The organism is Pantoea sp. EEL5 (assembly GCF_049892805.1).
In the GTDB taxonomy this organism is placed as follows: domain Bacteria; phylum Pseudomonadota; class Gammaproteobacteria; order Enterobacterales; family Enterobacteriaceae; genus Pantoea; species Pantoea ananatis.
Genome location: NZ_JBNDNJ010000007.1, coordinates 100,165 through 120,975, shown reverse-complemented (window position 1 = coordinate 120,975; position 20,811 = coordinate 100,165). Strand labels below are relative to the sequence as shown.

General features: G+C 55.2%; 17 protein-coding genes. 11 read left to right on the top strand and 6 right to left on the bottom strand.

The window, feature by feature from the left end:
• Window position 1 precedes the first annotated feature (1 nt).
• Window positions 2-1,648 carry a signal recognition particle-docking protein FtsY gene (gene ftsY, locus ACPXSQ_RS20380; protein WP_426144260.1) on the bottom strand — a complete coding sequence of 549 codons (1,647 nt, stop codon included), beginning with the start codon at window positions 1,646-1,648 and terminating at the stop codon, window positions 2-4.
• A 233-nt stretch (window positions 1,649-1,881) separates the two neighbouring features.
• Here ftsY and rsmD point away from each other — a divergent pair, with 233 nt between their 5' ends.
• Both rsmD and ACPXSQ_RS20370 read left to right on the top strand, forming a co-directional pair.
• Entirely contained in the window at window positions 1,882-2,481 is a 600-nt protein-coding gene (gene rsmD, locus ACPXSQ_RS20375) for a 16S rRNA (guanine(966)-N(2))-methyltransferase (RefSeq protein WP_014594808.1), read from the top strand.
• The gene (locus ACPXSQ_RS20370; protein WP_013027564.1) at window positions 2,471-2,740 is read left to right on the top strand and encodes a DUF1145 family protein; all 270 of its coding nucleotides are present in this window, start codon (window positions 2,471-2,473) and stop codon (window positions 2,738-2,740) included. Before rsmD ends, ACPXSQ_RS20370 begins: the two co-directional genes overlap by 11 nt.
• A 28-nt stretch (window positions 2,741-2,768) precedes the next feature.
• Here ACPXSQ_RS20370 and ACPXSQ_RS20365 read toward each other — a convergent pair whose 3' ends face one another.
• Window positions 2,769-3,125 carry a DUF2500 domain-containing protein gene (locus ACPXSQ_RS20365; protein WP_013027565.1) on the bottom strand — a complete coding sequence of 119 codons (357 nt, stop codon included), beginning with the start codon at window positions 3,123-3,125 and terminating at the stop codon, window positions 2,769-2,771.
• 152 nt (window positions 3,126-3,277) lie between these two features.
• Between ACPXSQ_RS20365 and ACPXSQ_RS20360 the strand changes: the two genes are divergently transcribed.
• Window positions 3,278-3,907: a lysoplasmalogenase gene (locus tag ACPXSQ_RS20360; RefSeq protein WP_013027566.1), complete on the top strand. Its 630-nt coding sequence runs from the start codon at window positions 3,278-3,280 to the stop codon at window positions 3,905-3,907.
• 88 nt (window positions 3,908-3,995) lie between these two features.
• Entirely contained in the window at window positions 3,996-6,281 is a 2,286-nt protein-coding gene (locus ACPXSQ_RS20355) for a zinc/cadmium/mercury/lead-transporting ATPase (RefSeq protein WP_426144259.1), read from the top strand.
• Window positions 6,282-6,307: 26 nt separating this feature from the next.
• Here ACPXSQ_RS20355 and tusA read toward each other — a convergent pair whose 3' ends face one another.
• Entirely contained in the window at window positions 6,308-6,559 is a 252-nt protein-coding gene (gene tusA, locus ACPXSQ_RS20350) for a sulfurtransferase TusA (protein WP_014604827.1), read from the bottom strand.
• 205 nt (window positions 6,560-6,764) lie between these two features.
• On the opposite strand from tusA, the gene ACPXSQ_RS20345 reads away from it, so the two are divergent.
• Both ACPXSQ_RS20345 and ACPXSQ_RS20340 read left to right on the top strand, forming a co-directional pair.
• On the top strand, window positions 6,765-7,430 hold the full coding sequence (locus ACPXSQ_RS20345) for a 7-cyano-7-deazaguanine/7-aminomethyl-7-deazaguanine transporter (RefSeq protein ID WP_019106371.1): 666 nt from the start codon (window positions 6,765-6,767) through the stop codon (window positions 7,428-7,430).
• 117 nt (window positions 7,431-7,547) lie between these two features.
• Window positions 7,548-8,102, top strand: coding sequence for a DcrB family lipoprotein (locus ACPXSQ_RS20340; protein WP_013027570.1), 555 nt, complete (start codon window positions 7,548-7,550; stop codon window positions 8,100-8,102).
• A 106-nt stretch (window positions 8,103-8,208) separates the two neighbouring features.
• Here ACPXSQ_RS20340 and ACPXSQ_RS20335 read toward each other — a convergent pair whose 3' ends face one another.
• Window positions 8,209-10,128 carry a bifunctional 5-dehydro-2-deoxygluconokinase/5-dehydro-2-deoxyphosphogluconate aldolase gene (locus ACPXSQ_RS20335; protein WP_019106370.1) on the bottom strand — a complete coding sequence of 640 codons (1,920 nt, stop codon included), beginning with the start codon at window positions 10,126-10,128 and terminating at the stop codon, window positions 8,209-8,211.
• Between the two features lie 513 nt (window positions 10,129-10,641).
• On the opposite strand from ACPXSQ_RS20335, the gene iolD reads away from it, so the two are divergent.
• The 4 genes from iolD to ACPXSQ_RS20315 all read left to right on the top strand — a co-directional run bounded on the left by iolD (window position 10,642) and on the right by ACPXSQ_RS20315 (window position 15,666).
• Window positions 10,642-12,582: a 3D-(3,5/4)-trihydroxycyclohexane-1,2-dione acylhydrolase (decyclizing) gene (iolD, locus tag ACPXSQ_RS20330; protein WP_019106369.1), complete on the top strand. Its 1,941-nt coding sequence runs from the start codon at window positions 10,642-10,644 to the stop codon at window positions 12,580-12,582.
• A gap of 60 nt (window positions 12,583-12,642) precedes the next feature.
• Window positions 12,643-13,653: a Gfo/Idh/MocA family protein gene (locus tag ACPXSQ_RS20325; protein WP_013027573.1), complete on the top strand. Its 1,011-nt coding sequence runs from the start codon at window positions 12,643-12,645 to the stop codon at window positions 13,651-13,653.
• A gap of 25 nt (window positions 13,654-13,678) precedes the next feature.
• Entirely contained in the window at window positions 13,679-14,575 is an 897-nt protein-coding gene (iolE, locus tag ACPXSQ_RS20320; RefSeq protein ID WP_013027574.1) for a myo-inosose-2 dehydratase, read from the top strand.
• A 239-nt stretch (window positions 14,576-14,814) separates the two neighbouring features.
• Window positions 14,815-15,666 (top strand): MurR/RpiR family transcriptional regulator, encoded by an 852-nt coding sequence (locus ACPXSQ_RS20315; protein WP_426144258.1) that lies wholly within the window; start codon window positions 14,815-14,817, stop codon window positions 15,664-15,666.
• 547 nt (window positions 15,667-16,213) lie between these two features.
• On the opposite strand, the gene iolB is transcribed toward ACPXSQ_RS20315, so the two are convergent.
• Together iolB and ACPXSQ_RS20305 are read right to left on the bottom strand one after the other, a co-directional pair.
• Window positions 16,214-17,032, bottom strand: coding sequence for a 5-deoxy-glucuronate isomerase (gene iolB / locus ACPXSQ_RS20310; protein ID WP_014604822.1), 819 nt, complete (start codon window positions 17,030-17,032; stop codon window positions 16,214-16,216).
• Window positions 17,033-17,089: 57 nt separating this feature from the next.
• Window positions 17,090-18,595, bottom strand: a complete 1,506-nt coding sequence (locus tag ACPXSQ_RS20305; protein WP_014604821.1) for a CoA-acylating methylmalonate-semialdehyde dehydrogenase — start codon at window positions 18,593-18,595, stop codon at window positions 17,090-17,092.
• Between the two features lie 685 nt (window positions 18,596-19,280).
• Here ACPXSQ_RS20305 and ACPXSQ_RS20300 point away from each other — a divergent pair.
• Window positions 19,281-20,660 (top strand): nucleobase:cation symporter-2 family protein, encoded by a 1,380-nt coding sequence (locus tag ACPXSQ_RS20300; RefSeq protein ID WP_026021056.1) that lies wholly within the window; start codon window positions 19,281-19,283, stop codon window positions 20,658-20,660.
• The last annotated feature ends 151 nt before the right edge of the window (window positions 20,661-20,811 follow it).

Sequence of the window (20,811 nt, the reverse complement as noted above, 5' to 3'; positions counted from 1 at the left end):
ATTAGTCCTCTCGGGCAAACAATGCCTCAATAAAATCCTCGGCCTTGAACGGCCGTAAATCTTCGATGCCTTCTCCGACACCGATATACCGGATAGGGATGCCAAACTGATCTGCCACCGAGAAAATCACACCGCCTTTGGCCGTGCCATCCAGTTTTGTCAGGGTAATACCGGTCAGACCAACCGCTTCATGGAACAGTTTGGCCTGGCTGATGGCATTTTGCCCGGTGCTGGCATCAATTGTCAGCATGACTTCATGCGGCGCCTGCTCATCCAGTTTTTTCATGACGCGCGTAATTTTCTTCAGTTCTTCCATCAGGTGCGATTTGTTTTGCAAACGGCCTGCGGTGTCGGCGATTAACACGTCAACGCCACGGGATTTCGCGGCCTGAATCGCATCGAAAATCACCGAAGCGGAATCGGCACCGGTATGCTGCGCCACCACAGAAATGTTGTTACGCTGGCCCCATACCTGAAGCTGTTCAACGGCCGCTGCACGGAAGGTGTCGCCCGCCGCCAGCATGACCGACTTGCCTTCTGCCTGATACTGACGAGCCAGCTTGCCGATGGTGGTCGTTTTACCTACGCCGTTAACACCGACCATCAAAATGACAAAAGGCGTTTTGCCTTCAACATTAAGCGGTTCTTCCACTTTCGCCAGAATGTCGGCCATTTCAGTTTTCAGCAGGCCATAAAGCGCCTCTGCATCGCGAAGCTGTTTACGGTCGGCATGCTGCGTCAGGCTGGTGATGATACGGCGCGTCGTTTCGACCCCCACATCCGCAATCAGCAGTTGCTCTTCGAGCTCTTCAAACAGCTCATCATCAATCTTTTTGCCACGGAACAGGCCGATAAAACCCGATCCCAGGTTCTGACGGGTTTTCACCAGGCTGCGTTTCAGGCGGGCAAAGAAGCCCTCTTTTGTCGGACGATCCTGCTCCTGCGTCACCAGTGGCGCGGCGGCTAAAGGAAGATCGCTGACGGTATCTGTTGGCTCCACCCGATCGGCGTTTTCTGGAACATCCTGAACGGCATCCGCGTCGGCCAGCGCCAGTGCGGCGAGTTCGTCATCGCTGAGCGGCGCCTCGTCTGCCTCCGGGACAGGTTCGGACTCGAGGATTTCAGGCTCGTGCGGCGTAACCTCCACGATCTCCGCATCGGCCAGCGCCAGTGCGGCGAGTTCGTCATCGCTGAGCGGTGCTTCGTCTGCCACCGGGACAGGTTCGGACTGAAGGATTTCAGGCTCGTGCGGCGTGACTTCCACGATCTCCGCATCGGCCAGCGCCAGTGCGGCGAGTTCATCATCGCTGAGCGGCGCCTCATCGTCCACAGGCTCGGACGCAGGTTCTGCGGGCGTGATAACGCCATCATGCGGATCAGGCACGTTTTCAGTCGATGGGGTAATTGCTGTCAGCTTTACTTCGCTATCGGGATCCGCTGCGTGTTGCTGTTCAACGACTTTTTCAGTCGTTGCAACGGTCTCTTCCGCGTGGATCTCCGCCTGACTTATTGCCGGGGCTTCCTGTTCTGGCTGCTGGACTTCCGGTTGTGCAGTTTGTGATGCCTGCGCTTCCGTTGAGGGTTGTTTCTCTTCTTCTTTGCCAAATCCCAGCCAGGAAAAAAAGCCTCGTTTTTTCTCTTTTGCCATTGTGTAACCACACTCCTCGATGGCTTCATCCCGGTAGCACAATGTTCCCAGGGTTAAAAACAGTATTGGTGATAAACGCCAGATGAGCGTCAAACCGCAGAATTATGCATAACAGCAGCAACGCTGTAGTCTAACACTTTCCAGCCAGCTCACCACAGCACCCTTTTTTAACGTTTCTTCTCATCGTTTCGCCCGTTAAACTACGCAACAAATTATGAAGATTTGTGAGCAAGATGATAAAACCTCCCCGTAAGACTGGTGGTGCAGGCCAAATCCGCATTATTGGCGGACAGTGGCGCGGCCGCAAATTGCCGGTGCCGGACAGCGCCGGACTGCGCCCGACTACCGACAGAGTGCGTGAAACGCTGTTTAACTGGCTGGCGCCCTCTATTCAGGCGGCCAACTGTCTGGACTGCTTTGCCGGCAGTGGTGCGCTGGGGCTGGAAGCCTTGTCGCGTTTCGCCGCGTCGGCAACGTTACTGGAGCTGGAACGCCCGGTAGCGCAGCAGTTGGCCAAAAATTTACAGACGCTTCAGGCCGCCAACGGCCAGGTTGTGCAGACCAATACGCTGACATGGCTGGCGCAGAGCGGTAAGCCGTTCAATATCGTGTTTATCGACCCGCCGTTTCGTCAGGGCCTGCTGGAACAAACGCTGCAACTGCTGGAGAATAACGGCTGGCTGACTGCTGACGCACTCATCTACGTTGAAAGTGAAGTTGAACGCGGTGCTCCCCCGGTTCCAGCACACTGGGATCTATACCGCGAAAAAATTGCCGGCCAGGTGGCCTATCGCTTATATCAGCGCCAACAGGAGACACACGATGTTACTTAATTTAGGACGCCTGCTGATGCTGTGCGTATGGGGTTTTTTACTGTTTAACCTGATTCATCCTTATCCTAAGCCACTGACCTGGTTTATCAATGTGGCTCTGATATTTATGATTCTGATGCATGGTCTGCAGTTGGTCCTGCTGCGCACCACTCAAGGTAAAGATGCGCCGCCGATCGATCGTGTCACTCAGATAAAAGTCTTTTTGTTTGGCGTATTCGAACTGGTCGCGTGGCAGAAAAAAAACTTCCCACGTAAGTAAGTCGTCACGGCGGGCACCTGGCCCGCCGTCAGTGCCGGGCGGGCGTAAACTGAATAAAGCGCGAGCCCTGCAGAGTCAGTTCCCCTTGCGTGCCCTTGTCCATCAGATGGTAGTCGCTTTCACTTACCCGCATCTTAATATCGCTTTCGCCGTTCAGCGGATGAAACCAGGCCTCATAGCGCATTTCATCACCGGCGATCACTTCCCGTTCACGCGAGCGCCGACTGGAAACAGAAAACTCACGTTTGGTTTTCACTTCGACTGTCAGGGTGCGAACCGGCGAGGCATCGTTGACGGCGGCTTCACGCCGCTGTTTGATGAACTGGCGAGTCGCTAAAACGGCGATAACAGCCAGCACAATGATAAAAAGTAGCGGTGGTTTCATAATATCCCAACGTTTCTCAGGTTACAGATGGCGTACATGGCGCGCTAAAGCATACAACCAGAGTTGACCGATTGTCACATCAGGCTGGCGTAACCTAGACTGACAGGAGTATTTCAGGAACTGTCACCATTTTTGGTCAATAGGGAGAAGCAATGCTCTGGTCCTTTCTCGCGGTACTTTTCTCCGGCTGGCTGTATGTGGATGCCTCTTACCGGGGACCTCAATGGCAACGCTGGTTATTCAAGCCGGTAACCTTACTGCTGTTAGTCGGCCTCGCCTGGCAAGCCCCTACGCGCAACACGTCAGACTATCTGATTGTGGCCGGGCTGGTCGCCACGCTTGTCGGCGATACGCTGACGCTACTTCCACGTCAGCAGACGCTCTACGCGCTGGGCGCGTTTTTCCTGTCGCATCTGCTCTATACGCTGTGCTTCGCCGCCAACATGACGATGAGTTTCTACTGGCCCATTCCGCTGACCTTTTTGATCATCGGGGTTGTCGTGATTGGCATTCTGTGGAGCAAGCTGGAAACGCTACGCTGGCCGGTCTGTACGCTTATCGGCATGACGCTGGTGATGAACTGGATGGCGGCAGAGCAATATTTTTTCCGTCCCAGCGATTACAGCTTTTCGATTCTCGTCGGTTCGGCCCTGCTTCTTTTGGCCAATATTGTGTGGTTTATCAGCCATTACCGTCGCCGCTTTAGCGCGGACAGCGCCATCGTCGCAGCCTGCTATTTCGCGGGCCACTTTATGATTGTCCGCTCCCTGTGGATTTACTAAGAAAGCGTCACAATAAATCTGAAGATGGAATAAACCGTCGGGTGTAAGATAAGGTGTGGGCATGGTGCCCACGTCTTCCGGAGGTTATATGCATCAACATCATGCTTGTGGCTGCGGTAAGCCCTGCGGTACGCACCGTGCCGCAAAACCGCTTTGTGCAATCCGCCCTGTTCGTTCCGGTACGCTGTCGGTTACTGCGGCAACGCCTGAAATTTCTGACGGCAATGGCTGCGCTGGTGACTGCGCGTGCGGCAGTTCATCCAGCAGTGAAGCCAATGACGAAGGTGACCGACGACGGTCCTCAGATGCTTTTCAGTTCAGCTGGCTGGTCAGCGGCATGGACTGCCCCAGCTGTGCCCGCGCTATTGAAACGGCCGTTCGTCAGCTTCCTGATGTCACCCAGGCCCGCGTCGTATTCTCCAGTGAGAAGCTGATTGTTGACGCCCGCGCACCGGTTCAAGGAGCAATAGAAGACGCCGTCAGAAAAGCCGGATTTCAACTCTCCTCCACCGCTGCTTCCGCTTCTTCACTCGCCTCCTGGCAAACACATATCCCCCTTTTTCTGCTCGCCGGGTTAATGCTGGCCAGCGTTGCGCTCAGCCAGATCAATGCTGTGTGGGGCGATCGATTATTTATTCTCACCACGCTGGTTGGCCTGGCACCGGTCGCGCGTAAAGCCTGGCAGCGTCTACGAACCGGCTCCGCTTTTACGATTGAAACCCTGATGACGCTGGCGTCGGCGGGCGCGCTGTTGATTGGCGCCCATGCGGAAGCAGCCATGGTGTTGCTGCTGTTCCAACTGGGTGAACGCCTGGAGGCCTATGCGGCAACCCGTGCGCGCAGTGGCGTGAGTCAGCTGATGGCGATCCGTCCCGAATCGGCCGTGCGCCTGCAAAATGGCGTTCGCAGTGAGGTTCCACTGGCGGCGCTGCAGCCAGGCGACCGTATAGAGGTTGCCGCCGGTGGTCGCCTGCCGGTTGACGGATGCCTGGTCGCGGAAAGCGCCAGCTTCGATGAAAGCGCCTTAACCGGCGAGTCTTTGCCGGTTCTTCGCATGCGGGGCGATAAGGTGCTTGCTGGCGCCACCAGCGTGGACAGGCTGGTGACGCTGGACGTGGTGTCAAAACCCGGCGAGAGCGCGATTGACCGCATTTTGCAGCTGATTGAGGAAGCCGAAAGCCATCGTGCTCCGGTGGAACGCTTTATCGATAATTTCAGCCGCATCTACACGCCAGCAATCATGCTGCTGGCGCTGCTGGTCATGGTCATACCGCCGCTGCTCGGCGCCGGTCCATGGCTACCGTGGATCTACAAAGGGCTGACGTTACTTCTCATCGGTTGCCCCTGTGCACTGGTGATCTCGACGCCAGCGGCCATTACGTCTGGCCTTGCGACTGCGGCGCGGCGCGGCGCTTTAATCAAGGGCGGTGCAGCCCTGGAACGCCTGAGTACGGTGCAGACGATTGCGTTCGATAAAACCGGGACGCTCACGGAAGGCAAACCGCAGTTAACCCGCATTTTGTCATTCGGCGATCTCAGTGAAGACGAGATTCTGCTGCTGGGCGCCGCCGTTGAACAAGGCTCCACGCATCCGCTGGCTACGGCAATTGTGGCTGCGGCCCAGGCGAAATCCCTGACAATTCCGGCAGCCGCACATCAACAGGCCATCGCCGGCAGCGGCATCAGGGCCGAGGTTGCAGGCCAGCGCATTGAACTGCTGGCACCGGCCTACGTCAACGCGCTGAACGCCCAGCAACTGGACATGATTAGCGAGCAGGAAGCCCAGGGCGAAACCCTGGTGATTGTGCTGCGTAATGGCGATGCGCTGGGTGCACTCGCGTTGCGCGATCGGCTGCGCAGTGAAACGCCTGCCGCGTTGCAGGCGTTAAAGGCGCTCGGCATCAACAGCATTATGCTCACAGGGGATAACCCGCGAGCGGCGGCTGTGGTGGCGCAACAACTGGATATCGCGTGGCACGCAGGCTTATTACCCGCCGACAAGGTTGAGCGGGTTCGCCAGCTCAGTCAGCATCAGGTTGTGGCAATGGTGGGCGACGGCATCAATGATGCGCCAGCAATGAAGGCGGCCACGCTGGGCATCGCCATGGGCAGCGGCACCGATGTCGCGCTGGAAGCAGCCGATGCGGCCCTGACGAGCAATCAGCTCAGCCATCTGGCTCCGATGATCGGTCTGGCGCGTCGCACCCGGGCAATTATTCGTCAGAATATCGGCATTGCGTTAGGGCTTAAGGCGCTGTTTCTGGTTACCACGCTTCTCGGACTGACCGGATTGTGGCTGGCGGTGCTGGCTGATTCTGGCGCGACCGCGCTGGTCACGGCGAACGCGTTGCGGCTGCTGCGCACGCGGGATTAACAACCTGACGGCGGCAGGTGCCGCCGTTATTCGCCCATCCCTTTTCTGATCAAAAACTGATAAGGCAGCGTGTCGGTTTGCGCGACCAACAGGCGATGCTCCATAAAGCGGCAAAAACCGGGAATATCCCGCGTGGTCGCCGGATCGTCAGCCACGATCAGTAGCGTTTCACCGTCCTGCATCCCGCGCACGGTTTTGCGAACCATCATGACCGGTTCGGGACAGCGCAGGCCTAATGCATCCAGTTGATGGTCGGCGGAAGAAAATGCATCACTCATCACGATCTCAATTCAGGTTGGCGGGCGCTTATTCTAGCGCGTCAGCCCTTTGACGCAAGGCGATAACGATTGCGTTAAAATTAGCCATTGCATTAATAGCACACCAGGGTAAGATGCGGCCGTTTTTTGTTCATGAAACCGTAGTGCGCGGACCGTTCTGCGCCCTGCAATGGGTTCCCTCACCCCACGATTAAAAAGGCTAACTATGCTCGCATTTACCCCGCGTCAGCGCACTTATGCGCTTTTCTGGCTGTCCCTGTTTCACCTGCTGGTGATTACCTCCAGTAATTATCTGGTGCAGTTGCCCGTCTCCCTTTTTGGTTTCCATACCACCTGGGGCGCCTTTAGTTTCCCGTTTATCTTCCTGGCGACCGATCTGACCGTCCGCATTTTTGGCGCGCCGCTTGCACGGCGGATTATTCTGGCGGTCATGGTGCCGGCGTTGTTTATCTCCTATACCATCTCCAGCCTGTTTTATCAGGGCGAGTGGCAAGGCTGGCAGGCATTGCAGCAGGTGAACCTGTTTGTCGCCCGTATCGCCTGCGCCAGCTTTATGGCTTACGCGCTGGGCCAGATTCTGGATGTGCATGTCTTTAACCGCCTGCGTCGCCTGCCGCAGTGGTGGATAGCGCCCGGCTGTGCCATGTTTTTAGGTAATATCAGCGACACGCTGGCGTTCTTTTTTATCGCCTTCTATAAAAGCTCCGATGCGTTTATGGCGCAGCACTGGGTGGAAATCGCCCTGGTCGATTACAGTTTCAAGGTGCTGATCTGCATGGTGTTCTTCCTGCCTGCCTATGGTGTGTTGCTCAATGCGGCGTTGAAACGTCTGGCCGAACGCCAGGCTCAACCACAGATACATTTCAGCTAACCGGCAATACAGCCTTTCCTGACAATCCGCTAAAATCTTCTGACAATACTCAGGTTGCGTTTGCAGCCTGATTCCTGTTGTATAAACGCCTGAGTGGAAATTTAAAAAGGGATTCTGATGCGTAATTTAGTGAAATATGCGGGAATTGGTTTGCTGGTCCTCGGCCTTGCCGCCTGTGACCAAAAGAAAGATGACGCGGCAAACGACAACGGCGCATCTGCCAGTCAGTCGGCACAAACCGTGACGCTGATGGATGGCAAGTTAAGCTTCGCCTTACCGCCGGGCATGTCCGATAAGAGCGGCAAGCTGGGCTCACAAAGCACCAATATGCACGTGTATGCTGATGAAAGCGGCGCGCGGGCGATTATCGTCATTGCAGGTGATCCCACTAACGAAGGGCTGGATGTTTTATCACAGCGCATGGAACAACAGCAGCGTAACCGCGATCCGCAGCTACAGGTTGTCTCTAACAAAGCGGTCACCCTGGGCGGCGAACCTGCACAGCAGCTGGACACCGTGATCTCAGCCAATAACCAGACCTCCTGGTCTTCCGTCGTGTTGGCAAAGGTGGATGGTAAGCTGATGACCATGCAGATCACGCTGCCGGGCCAGAACCAGCAGCAGGCGCAAAGCGATGCTGAAACGGTAGTGAAGAGCATTAAACTGAAATAACCGCAACAGGCCCTTGCCTGATATGGGTGTTATTTCAGGTTCCCGCCCTGAAAACAGCGAGCCGCGTGGGAAAGCACGTCTCCACACGGCTCGATTCTGGTTCTTTTCACGCCTGCTCGCGTGCCGTGCGCCAGTAATCAATCAAACGCAGATAGTTATCTTTTACAGCCGTTACCAGCGCCGCGTCGTCAATTTCACCCTGCAACCACTGACTTGAAGGCTGGGCAAAAATCGTCCGTCCCACCGCGAAGCCTTTCACCCATGGCGCAGCCGCAGCCGCAGCGAAACCGAGTTTCAGCGTCTCCTCTGGCGCATCCAGCCCGAGCAACAGGATACCGCGACAGTGAGGATCCTGCGCCTCAATCAGGGTGCCAATGGCCTGCCAGCTCGCTGTTGACAGGGGCGGTAATTTCCACCAGTCCGGCTTGATTCCCAACGCATAAAAGTGGCTCAGAACCGCCAGATAACAGGCTTCGTTACGGTCTGGCTGCCCCTCTGGCAGAATCACTTCCAACAGCAGTTCATGCCCGCTTTTGTTACAGCCTTTCCAGACATCCAGCAACACGGCATCCTGCTCTTCACGCAGTTCGGCGCTGTCATGCGGGTGATAAAACACCAGACATTTTACCACGTGCTCCATTGGCCAGTTGGCAAGCTGTGTGCCGATATCGCCGTGTTCAAGGCGTAACGGTCGGGATCCCGGTAACTCTATCGGCCGCCCGATCCATCTGTTCTTGCCGGTAATGGCGTTAAGCGTCCGTTGCCCGAAGGTGGTATCGGCCAGAATGCCGCTTTTGCTTTCAATGCCTGCCTGCTGTACCGCCTGCTCTGCGGCCTGGAGCAGCAGGAGCTTGAGTTGAGGAATGTGGCTGACGTCAGCCCCCGCTGCCTTGGCCATATCGACCAGTTGCTTACGATGGTCAAAGGCAAAGATATTGAGTTCCGGCCAGGCACGCTGCCGGGTGGTCACGCGGTGCAGGTGCGTTAATCGACTGTCCAGATCCGGACGCTTGACGGCGTTTTCGCGGCTCAGAAAATCGTCCAGTTCTTCTCGGGTCGGCATCGCCGGCGCGCAACCATGGCGTGAAACCACCAACGCACCGCAGGCATTGGCATAACGGCAGGCCTGCTCCCAGCCTTCATCATTTAACCAGCCACGCAGCAGGCCCGACATAAACGCGTCACCTGCGCCCAGCACGTTTAACACCTCGACGCGCACGCCGCTGTGCAGCGTTACCTGCTCCCAGCTTTCCGGAATCTCATGTTCAAAGACAACGCATCCCATTGCACCCCGCTTACAGACCAGCGTAGCCTTACTGACCTCACGGACATTTCTCAGCGCCGTCAGCGTATCGGTGCTGCCGCCCGCGATATGGAATTCTTCTTCGGTGCCTACGATAAGATCGAAATAGTGGACGACCTGCTGCAGTTGCGCCGTTACCTCTGACGATGCAATGAAACGTGTTTCACCGTCACCCAGCGAGGTTAATCCCCACAATACTGGCCGGTAGTCGATATCCAGCGCCGTTCGCAGGCCGTTTTTGCGGGCGAGCTCCAGCGCCTTTAGCACAGCCGCCCGGGTCTGGGGATGTGACAAGTGCGTGCCGGTGACCGCTACCGAGCGGGAGGAGGCGATAAAGGACTCCTCGATATCCTCTGGCACCAGCCCCATATCGGCGCAGTTATCACGATAAAAAATGAGTGGGAACGTTTCGTCGTCTTTGATGCCGAGAATCACCAGGGCAGTAAGGCGTTTTTTATCCGTTATCAGCGCATCGGTATTACACCCAACCCTTTGCAGGCTTTCACGTAAAAAACGGCCGTTATGCTCATCGCCCACGCGCGCCAGCATGGCTGAACGCAACCCCTGAATAGCGGTGCCATAAGCGACGTTACCCGATGAACCGCCAAGATATTTGGCAAAGGACGTGGTGTCCTCCAGTCGCGCGCCAATTTGCTGACCATAGAAGTCTACGGCGATGCGTCCAATACAAATCACATCAAGACGCTTCTGTTGTGTACTCATGCTTCTGGTTTCCTTCTGTGATGAGCAGACACTGTGGACAAGTTGGATATCGGGGTCTGAAGGTGTCTGATTAGCGATAAACACAGTATGAGGAACAAATATTCCAAACTCAATTCAAAATGAAACTTACAATGCAATTATGTGAACCAGTTAAAAATCTGTCGCTCCCCGGTACTTTATCGCCATGCCCTGCGCACCGCGTACCACAAGGCGGCAGACTCACCGCCCGTCTTTTAGGGCTGACCTGACAATGAAATGAAATATCTTAAAAAACGGCAACTCTCACCAATCATTCCAGTTCCCCCCTTTCCTGCGTATTACGTGGGATCGGCAGGAATGTAAATTTGATCCCCCTCGCAAAATGAAATATTTCTTCTGTAATTGTATTTTATGAAAAATGCATTTGTTTATAATCCTCTGACATTTCAGTTATCCCGGTAGCTCTCTCCGTTACGTCACGCCGTTTATACGCGGGGCCGGACGCCGCTACAGCCAGCACGTTGAGGAAAGTTTATGGCCACCATCAAACTGACTACCGCACAGGCATTAGTTAAATTTCTTGATAATCAATACATTGACGTAGACGGGCATGAGACGAAGTTTGTCCATGGCATTTTTGCCATTTTTGGCCATGGCAATGTACTGGGTCTGGGCCAGGCACTGGAACAGGACAGTGGGGATCTGGTGGTATACCAGGGACGCAATGAGCAGGGAATGGCGCACGCTGCAACCGGCTTTGCCAAACAATCCCTGCGGCGTCAGATCATCGCCTGCACCTCTTCTGTTGGCCCGGGTGCGGCCAACATGTTAACGGCGGCGGCCACGGCGACGGCGAACCGAATTCCCCTGCTGCTGCTGCCCGGTGACGTTTTTGCCACCCGACAACCTGACCCGGTGTTGCAACAGATTGAGCAATCCTGGGATCTGAGCATCAGCACCAATGATGCCTTCAGAGCGGTCAGTAAATACTGGGATCGCATCAGCCGCCCTGAACAGTTAATGAGCGCCTGTATTAATGCGATGCGCGTGCTCACCGACCCCGCTGAAACCGGGGCCGTCACGCTCTCTTTACCGCAAGATGTGCAAGGCGAAGCCTGGGATTACCCCGACTATTTCTTCCAGAAACGCGTGCACCGACTGGACCGTCGTCAGCCCACCGTGGCCCAACTTGAAGATGCGCTGAAGCTTATTATCCGCAAACGTAAGCCGCTGATTATCTGCGGCGGTGGCGTCAAATATTCGGGGGCGGGCGAGGCGCTGCAGGCGTTCGCTGAACGGTATCAGATTCCGTTCGCTGAAACGCAGGCCGGAAAAGGGACGCTGCTGTCCGATCATCCGCTCAACGTTGGCGGCGTAGGTGAAACCGGCTGTCTGGCGGCAAACCTGCTGGCAAAAGACGCCGATCTGGTGATTGGGATTGGCACACGCTATACCGATTTTACCACCTCATCGAAATGGATTTTCCGGCATCCGGAAGTGAGCTTTCTTAACATCAACGTCAGCAATTTTGACAGCTACAAACTGGACGGCGTGCAGCTGCTTGCCGATGCGCGTGAAGCCCTGCTGGCGCTCAGTCATGGGCTGGTTTCGCAGCACTACGGCAACGACTGGGGCACGCAGGTTGCCGAGGCGCGGCACCAGTTAGAAGAAGAAAGACAGCGCGTGTATCACGTTACACATAACGATGCTGAATTTGTGCCCGAGATTGCCGACCATCTGGATCGGGACGCCGTCTACGCCGAATTCAATCGCTTGACGCAGTCTCTGCTGACCCAAAGCAGTGTCTTGGGTACCCTCAACCAACATTTGCCTGCCGATGCCGTCATCGTCGGTGCTGCAGGCAGCCTGCCCGGCGACCTGCAACGCGTCTGGCGCACGCGCGGCTATAACGGCTATCACCTCGAATACGGCTATTCCTGTATGGGATATGAAGTGAATGCGGCGTTAGGCGTTAAGCTTGCGGAGCCCCAGCGGGAAGTCTATGCCCTGGTCGGCGACGGCTCTTTTATGATGCTGCATTCCGAGCTGGTGACCTCCATTCAGGAGGGTGCCAAAATCAACGTGGTGCTGCTGGATAACATGAGCAATGGCTGCATTAACAACCTGCAAATGGAGCACGGTATGGACAGCTTCATTACCGAGTTTCGCTTCCGCAATACGGACAGCGGTAAGCTAAACGGCAGCCTGGTGCCGGTAGACTTTGCCGCAATTGCTGCCGGTTATGGGTGCAAGACCTATCGCGTCAGCACGCTGGAACAGCTTAAGGCTGCGCTGGACGATGCGAAAACACAGCAGGTTTCTACGCTGATAGATATTAAAGTACTGCCCAAGACCATGATTCATAAATATTTCAGCTGGTGGCACGTTGGCGTTGCACAAACTGCCCAATCGGCGCGCACGCAGGATGTGGCGGACAAACTGAATGCGCATCTGGCACAGGCCCGCAAATACTGATTTCCGGGCCGTCTGACGGCCCTTGTTTCTTCTCTTCGATTTAACCCTACAGGTGTAATTATGACATTGAAACTTGGTGTGATTGGAACAGGCGCGATTGGTCAGGAACACATTCGCCGCTGCAACAATGTCTTACAAGGGGCAAGAGTGGTCGCGGTATCCGATATCAACGTTGAAGGCGCGCAGGCTGCACTGCAACGGCTGAATAGTGATGCGCAAGTCTGCAAGGATGGCTATGAGGTGATTCAGTCACCTGATGTGGATGCGGTGCTGGTGACCTCATGGGATCCGACGCATGAAGAGTTTACCCTGGCGGCCATCGCGGCGGGTAAGCCGGTGTTCTGTGAAAAACCGCTGGCCATGAGCGCAGAGGGTTGCCGTCGGGTAGTCGAAGCAGAAATTCAGCACGGTAAGCGGCTGGTTCAGGTGGGTTTTATGCGGCCTTACGATGCCGGCTACCGGGCGCTGAAAAAAGTGATTACCGACGGTGAAATCGGCGAGCCGCTCATGCTGCATTGCGCGCATCGCAATCCGACGGTGCCCGAAAATTACAATACGGAAATGGCGATCACCAATACGTTAATTCATGAACTTGACGTACTGCGCTGGCTGACGAGTGACGACTACAAAAGCGTGCAGGTGGTTTTCCCGCGCGTCAGTTCCAAAGCGCGTCCGCATCTGAAAGATCCGCAAATCGTCCTGTTTGAAACGCAAAAAGGGGTGCGCATCGATGTAGAAATTTTTGTTAACTGTACCTACGGCTACGACATTCAGTGTGAGGTAGTGGGTGAAGAAGGCATCGCCAGACTGCCGGAGCCTTCGTCAGTGCAGCTGCGCAAACAGGCCAAACTTTCCAACACCATTTTAGTCGACTGGAAAGACCGCTTTATCGAGGCTTACGACGTCGAACTGCAGGCGTTTATCAACGACGTGAAAGCCGGGCAGTTAACCGGTCCGTCTGCCTGGGATGGTTTTGCCGCCTCCGTCGCCGCTGACGCCTGTATCAAGGCGCAGAAAAGCGGTGCCATTGAACCGATTGAAATGCCCGCTCGTCCGGCATTCTATAACTAAATCTCTCGCCTTTGGAAGGTAAACAATGAACAACGATAACGTAAAGCTGGCGATAGCGCCCATTGGCTGGACAAATGATGATATGCCCGAGCTGGGCAGCGAGAATACCTTTCAGCAAACCGTCAGCGAGATGGCACTGGCGGGCTTCTCAGGGAGTGAAGTGGGTAGCAAATACCCACGCGATCCTGCCATTCTCAAGCCAATGCTCGATATTCGCGGCATTCAGATCTGCAACGCCTGGTTCAGCACATTTTTTGCGCAGGGTGACAAAGATGAGACCCTTGAGGGTTTTACGGCGCACATGAATTTTCTCTATGAAATGGGTGCCCGGGTGATCGGCTGTTCAGAGCAGAGTAAAAGTATTCAGGGCACAGCACGGGCAGTGTTCGATCACAAACCGGTGTTTAACGATGACGAGTGGCAGAGAACGGCGGAAGGCTACAATACGCTTGCCGACCTTGCCGCCGCGAAAGGGATGCGCGTTTGCCTGCACCACCATATGGGCACCGGCATTCAGACGCCCGCGGAAATCGACCGTTTCATGGCGCTCACGCATGACAATGTCGGTTTACTCTATGATACCGGCCACATCTATTATTCTGAAGGCTCACAGGACGTGATGCTGGCAGTGCTGAAAACCCATCTGCCGCGCATTTTCCACGTTCATCTGAAAGACGTGCGGGATGAGATTGTCGCAGAAGTGCGTGACCAGCACCTGTCGTTTCTGGACGGTGTGAAAAAGGGCACATTCACCGTTCCAGGCGACGGCGTGATTGATTTTAAACCGGTTTTCAAAATTCTTGATGACTACGGCTATCAAGGCTGGATGGTGGTTGAGGCTGAACAGGATCCTGCGTTGGCCAATCCGTTCGAGTACGCGGTAAAGGCAAGAAAATATATTCGGGAGAATACCGGACTGTAAGACTGTTATCCGCCTTGAAGAGAATGATCAGGTCTTGTGTAAGGCTGTGCCCTCATCGGATGCAGCCTGTTTTAGTGGCCAGCTCGCCCGCGCGTCGCCCCTGTCGCGGTGAATCTGTGAGTCATTTCATAAACCAATGAAATAAAAGCTGCATACATAACAAAAAAATGAAATTTTCCAACCATCTGATATCATAGCGTTCATTATCCAGCCACGTTTTCCGCAAATGAGCAGATGTCATGAGTAATAATCCCTCCCAACTTTCACTGCTGCAGGACGAGATTCGCCGTCGCTACGAAACGCTGAGCAAGCGTCTGAAGCAGGTGGCTCGTTATATCCTTGATAACAGTAACAGTATTGCTTTTGACACCGTGGCCTCTATTGCGCAGCAGGCCGACGTTCCGCCATCTACGCTGATTCGCTTTGCTAATGCATTTGGCTTCAGCGGTTTCAATGAAATGAAACAGGTTTTTCGTCAGCATCTGATGGAAGAGACCGTCAACTATACAGAACGAGCGCGGCTGTTTCGTCAGACAGCAGTGGACGATGCTGCGAATTCGCCCGAAAGTCCGGCTGAAATTCTCAATGTTTTCACCATGGTCAACAGTCAGGCCCTGCAGCAGCTGGCCATGCAGGTGAGCCCGGACCAGTTAGACAAAACCGTGCAGCTTCTGAACGAAGCCGAAAATGTCTACGTAATCGGCCTGCGGCGGTCGTTTAGCGTTGCCTCCTATCTAGTGTATGCCCTGCGCCATCTGGAACGCCGTGCCTTCCTGATTGACGGGCTGGGCGGCATGTTTACAGAACAGCTTAATCTGGTTACGCCCAAAGATGTGGTGATTGCCATCAGCTGTTCACCCTATGCAAGGGAGGCGGTAGAAGTGGTCGAGTTGGGGGCCAAACGCGGTGCCAGCTTAATCGCGATCACTGACAGCCAGGTCAGCCCACTTGCCGCCTTCAGTGACGTCTGTTTCGTTGTACGCGAAGCCCAGGTTGACGGTTTTCGCTCTCAGGTTGCCTCGCTGTGCCTGGCACAAACGCTGGCCGTATCCCTGGCGCTGGCGAATGCGCAGTCCGGTCAGCTCTCCTGACATGCCGCCAGCTGCGGCGGCACTGCTTACACGTCATACCTGAACACATGATACACGCGCCCTCAGTAAAGCCGGGAGCATGACGCCCCCGCGCGTCCCGGCGAGAAACGCCCTCTGCAGCAACAAAAACGCAGCCCTCAGGCTCAATGCTGGTCACTTAGGTGACCAGCTTTTTTTTATCGGCATATTTCCGTGATCTTATTCGCAGCTCCCGCGGGGAGTTTCGTTCTCTTCGCCCCGGCAGTATCAGCCATCTCGCCCTTTTCATACGGCGTTCTCAGTTCGCCCGGAACCGTGCCCGGGGTAACTCATCAGGAGCCGCGATATCTCACTGATAGCTCTGCTGAAGCTCAGCGGGAATAAGATCAGAGAGCGAGCGGGCGCGTTCGGGAAAAGTGGAATGAATGATGCCCAGAGCCTGTGAGAGTTCTATAAAAAAGGGTTCATGATGAACATGAACCCCTTTGATACCTGCCACTGGATCGGTCAACCGGGCCTTAAATGACCCGCATTAGCCCTCAGGCTGCCGTTTTGCTTTCAGCCGTGATTAACGTGACGGATAGCGATCGCTGTTGATCCAGGCATGATCCTGTTCCCAGCTGAATTTCCACAGGCGAACCGGCCCTGCCATAACGTTAAGGTAGTAATTGTTATAGCCAGCCAGGGTTGCTACAGGATGGTAACCGCGCGGTACGGTGACGACATCCCGGTTATAAACAGCCATGCACTCATCCAGAGAACGATCGTCCGTATAAACGCGCTGCATCGCGAAGCCCTGTTCGGGTTCAAAACGGTGGTAATAGGTTTCTTCCAGATAGGTTTCGTTCTCGCTGTTTTCCTGGTCGTGCTTGTGACTCGGATACGAACTGGTATTGCCCTCATCGGTAAACACTTCCACCACCAGCAAGCTATTTGCCGGTTCACTGTCCGGCAGAATGTTGTGCACAAGTCGCTGGTTGTGGCCTTTGCCGCGCCGCTCAACGCCGACATCTTCTGGCGCAATCAGTCGGGCGGGCAGGTTGTCGCCCTGCCCCGGTGCCTTGCAGACCGCCAGCTCAAGATCGCTGTCCGCTCTTACCGTCACTGCATCATCATGAGGGACATACACGGAATAAGGCGGCGTACGTTCAAACGGCGACATTCGCTTACCTAACCCCGGAAAGTTTGCATGACGCGTGCTAATCGAGGCCAGGCCTGCCACCAGCACCAGGCAAAGCTCGCTGTCACCGCTGGCCATGTCGAGCGTCTGTCCTTGTTTTAACAGGAAAGACTCGAAACCCACATAGCGCCAGCCCGCACTGTCTGGCGTTACCTGCTGTATGCGCCCCTGCTCATCGGGTTGTTTTACCTTTGAGAGTAATGACATCCGCCGTCTCCTAATCCATCGCCCTTTATCGTCAATACGCTGTCACTCAGCGCCCACTCAACCCAACGTCGGCATACTGAATTCAGAAACCGTTTGCTGGCCGCTCGGCCAACGGACGGTCGCTGTTTTCATGCGCGTATAAAAACGTACGCCGTCCGGACCGTGGACATTCAGTGCGCCAAACACCGAGCGCTTCCAGCCACCAAAACTGTGGAATGCCATTGGCACCGGCACGGGCACGTTGACGCCGACCATTCCGGCTTCGACGTTTTGGACAAATTCACGCGCCGTGTGACCATTACTGGTAAAAATGGCGCTGCCGTTGCCGAATTCGTGACTGTTAACCAGTTTCAGCGCACTGTCGTAATCCGGCGCGCGCATGATGCTCAGCACCGGGCCAAAGATTTCTTCACGCCAGATCACCATCTCTGGGGTTACGTGATCGAATAACGTTCCACCGACATAGTAGCCGTCCTCATAGCCTGCAACCTTCTGGTGACGACCATCCACAACCAGCGTTGCCCCTTCCTGCTCGCCGATGTCGATATAACCCAGCACTTTCTTCTGATGGGCGGCCGAAACGACAGGCCCCATTTCATTCTCGTCACTGCCCTTACTCATGCCCGGCCCGACGCGTAATGCTTTAATCAGCGGCGTCAGGCGCGAAATCAGTTTATCGGCGGTGTCATCGCCTACTGCGACCACGACAGGCAACGCCATGCAGCGTTCACCCGCCGAGCCAAATGCGCCCCCCATGATGGCATTGACCGTGGCGTCCAGGTCAGCATCAGGCATGACGATAGCGTGGTTTTTGGCCGCGCCAAATGCCTGCACGCGTTTGCCGTGCGCGCTGGCCGTTTTGTAAATGTGCTCAGCCACACCCGACGAACCCACAAAGCTAACGGCCGCAATTCGGGGATCTTTGTAAAGCTGTTCTGCATTCTCATTCGAACTGTGTACCACGTTGAAAACGCCATCCGGCAGGCCCGCTTCTTTCAGTAACTCCGCCATGCGCACGGCGGCAGACGGATCCAGCGCCGGGGGTTTAAGTACAAAGGTGTTGCCGCAGGCCAGGGCAATAGGGAACATCCACAGTGGCACCATGGCGGGGAAATTGAAGGGGGTAATCCCTGCAACCACGCCGACCGGCTGCATGAGCGAGTAGCTGTCTACGCCGCCGCCCACGTTAGGCGAGTTCTCCCCCTTAAGCAGGTGAGGAATGCCGCAGGCGAACTCAATCACCTCAATCCCGCGCGTCAGTTCACCCAACGCATCAGACCAGACTTTGCCGTGCTCGGACACGATCAGCGCCGCCAGCTCATCACGATGCTGTTCCATTAAGGCTTTAAAGTTGAACATCACGCGTGCGCGGCGCAGCGGGGCGGTTTTGGACCAGGCAGGAAAGGCTGCATGCGCCACGTCGATTGCCTGGGCCACTTCGTCTGCGCTGCATTGGGTAAGTTCACGGATCACCTTGCCGGTTGCCGGATCGAACACAGGAATGGTTTCGTTGCTGGCACTGAACGTGGTTTTACCGCCAATAAAATTTCCTACGATAGTCATGATGTTGCCTCTTTGGTATGTACGGTTCCAGCAGGCAAAGCACAAGAAGTGGCATGCTGGCTGGGCAGGAAAAGCCAAAAGCATGCTGAGAAGCTATTACAATGGAATAAATTTTTCAAATAAATATTTTTGAAAAATTACTTTTTAGCGGGGCAGATCGCATTTTTGCATGTCGCTCTGAACGGCTCGCCAGCAATGGCTGTACATGACTTGTCTGGGGGGAAGTTAGTGCCTGTATGCTGTGACGACAAGCGCCAGCGTGAAGCCTGCACTGATGCGGTCGTCCCTTCCCGGTCAGGCGTCAAAATAAGCAGGGAGAGACAAAACACCGCCTTCCTTTTAAGTTTCATTAAATCGCATAGTGAAATGAATATTTCTTTTTACGCACCTCTTGCCCTCAGCCTGCCTTTGACAAGGTTCACTCTGCTGGCGCAACGCCCTTAAGCCAAACTGGTGCACGACAGTGGTGCAAAATCCCTCAACCACGGCCATTTTCTGAACCAATAATTTCCTGATTGCAAATCAGGAATCATGTGTTTCACAGCTTACCGCCTTTCCTGCATCGCAGAGTAACGGTCTATCTGTATGATTATTAGCATTATTTATGAGATCCCTCGACACAACGCAAAACCTGGCCTGCTTTATGCAATATCGTCGGACCTCCCTGCACCCGAAAGAGATAATCATGTCTGACCCAAAAAACAGCGGCTTACTGTACGGACTGGACCAGCGAATCCCACCACTCCAGGCTTTCTTCAGCGCTTTACAGCATGTGCTGGCGGGCCTGGTTGGCATTATTACGCCCCCGTTGCTGATCGGCACGGCGCTGGGTCTGGATGCGTGGCTGCCTTATTTGATCAGCATGTCGCTCCTTGCCTCCGGCATCGGGACGTTTCTGCAGTCAAACCGGGTATGGGGCATAGGTGCCGGCATGATATGCATGCAGGGCACCAGTTTTGCCTTTCTTGGTGTGGCCATCTCCGGCGGCCTGTGGGTCAAAGCACAGGGCGGCAGTCCAGAAGACATCATGGCGATGCTGTTTGGCGTCAACTTTGTCGCGGCGCTGGTGCCGGTCATCGTCAGCCGCTTCATCGATACCTTAAAGCGGGTCTTTACGCCGGTGGTGACGGGGAGCGTGATTGCGCTGATTGGTATCAGCCTGATAAAAGTCAGTGTGATTAACTGGTGCGGCGGTGAGAAAGCCCAGGATTTTGCCAGCCTCAGTAACCTGGCGCTGGGTGCGTTAACGCTTGGCGTCATCGTTGTGCTGAGCTGCTCCGGTAACCGCTGGCTACGCCTTTCATCGGTCGTGGCCGGCATCGCAGCAGGCTGTATTGCCGCTGCCCTGAGTGGCAAATTTCAGGTTCACGATCTGGGTGAGAGCGTCTTTCGTTTACCCTCTCTGTTTCCGTTTGGCTTTCACTTCAACAGTACGCTTTTCATTCCGGTGGTGCTGGTCTCTCTGGTCTGCATCATCGAGGCGGTGGGCGATCTTACTGCTAACAGCCTGATTTCCGGTAAATCTATTACCGACAAGACCTTTAGCGCCCGTCTCAAGGGCGGCATTCTGGCAGACGGACTGAGCTGCATGATTGCGGCGATGCTGAGCGCCTTTCCCAACACCACCTTTGCGCAAAATAACGGCGTGATCCAGATGACGGGCGTGGCGAGTCGTTTTGTCGGCCGTTACGTCGGCGTCATTCTTATCCTGCTGGGGCTGTTTCCGCCTTTCAGCGAAGCGCTGCGTCAGATTCCCACACCGGTGCTGGGGGGAGCCACAATGGTGATGTTCGGCTGCGTCGTCACGGCGGGGATTCGCATCCTAAGCCAGGCTCCGCTAACGCGCAGGGAAATACTGATTGTCGGTCTGGCGTTTAGTTTCGGGCTGGGAATCGAATCCGTTCCCGCTTCGCTTTCCCATCTGCCGCCCATGTTTGAGAATCTGTTTGGCTCCGCGGCCACCACCGGCGGCCTGGTCGCCATTGTCCTGAATCTTCTTATTCCTGGCGCAGACAAGCCGGCACGTGAAGAAGTAGAAGAGGGCGAATCCGCACAGTCATTATAATCCTGCCACATTCACCCGCGACGCAGTCGTTGCGGGTGACCGCCTGTGCGCTCATGCCCCCTGCCCTTGATGTCTCCGACAGCTTTCTCACTGGATCCGCCCCAGAATCCTTTAACACCCAGACGGCAACACAGCAGGAAATCCGGCTTAT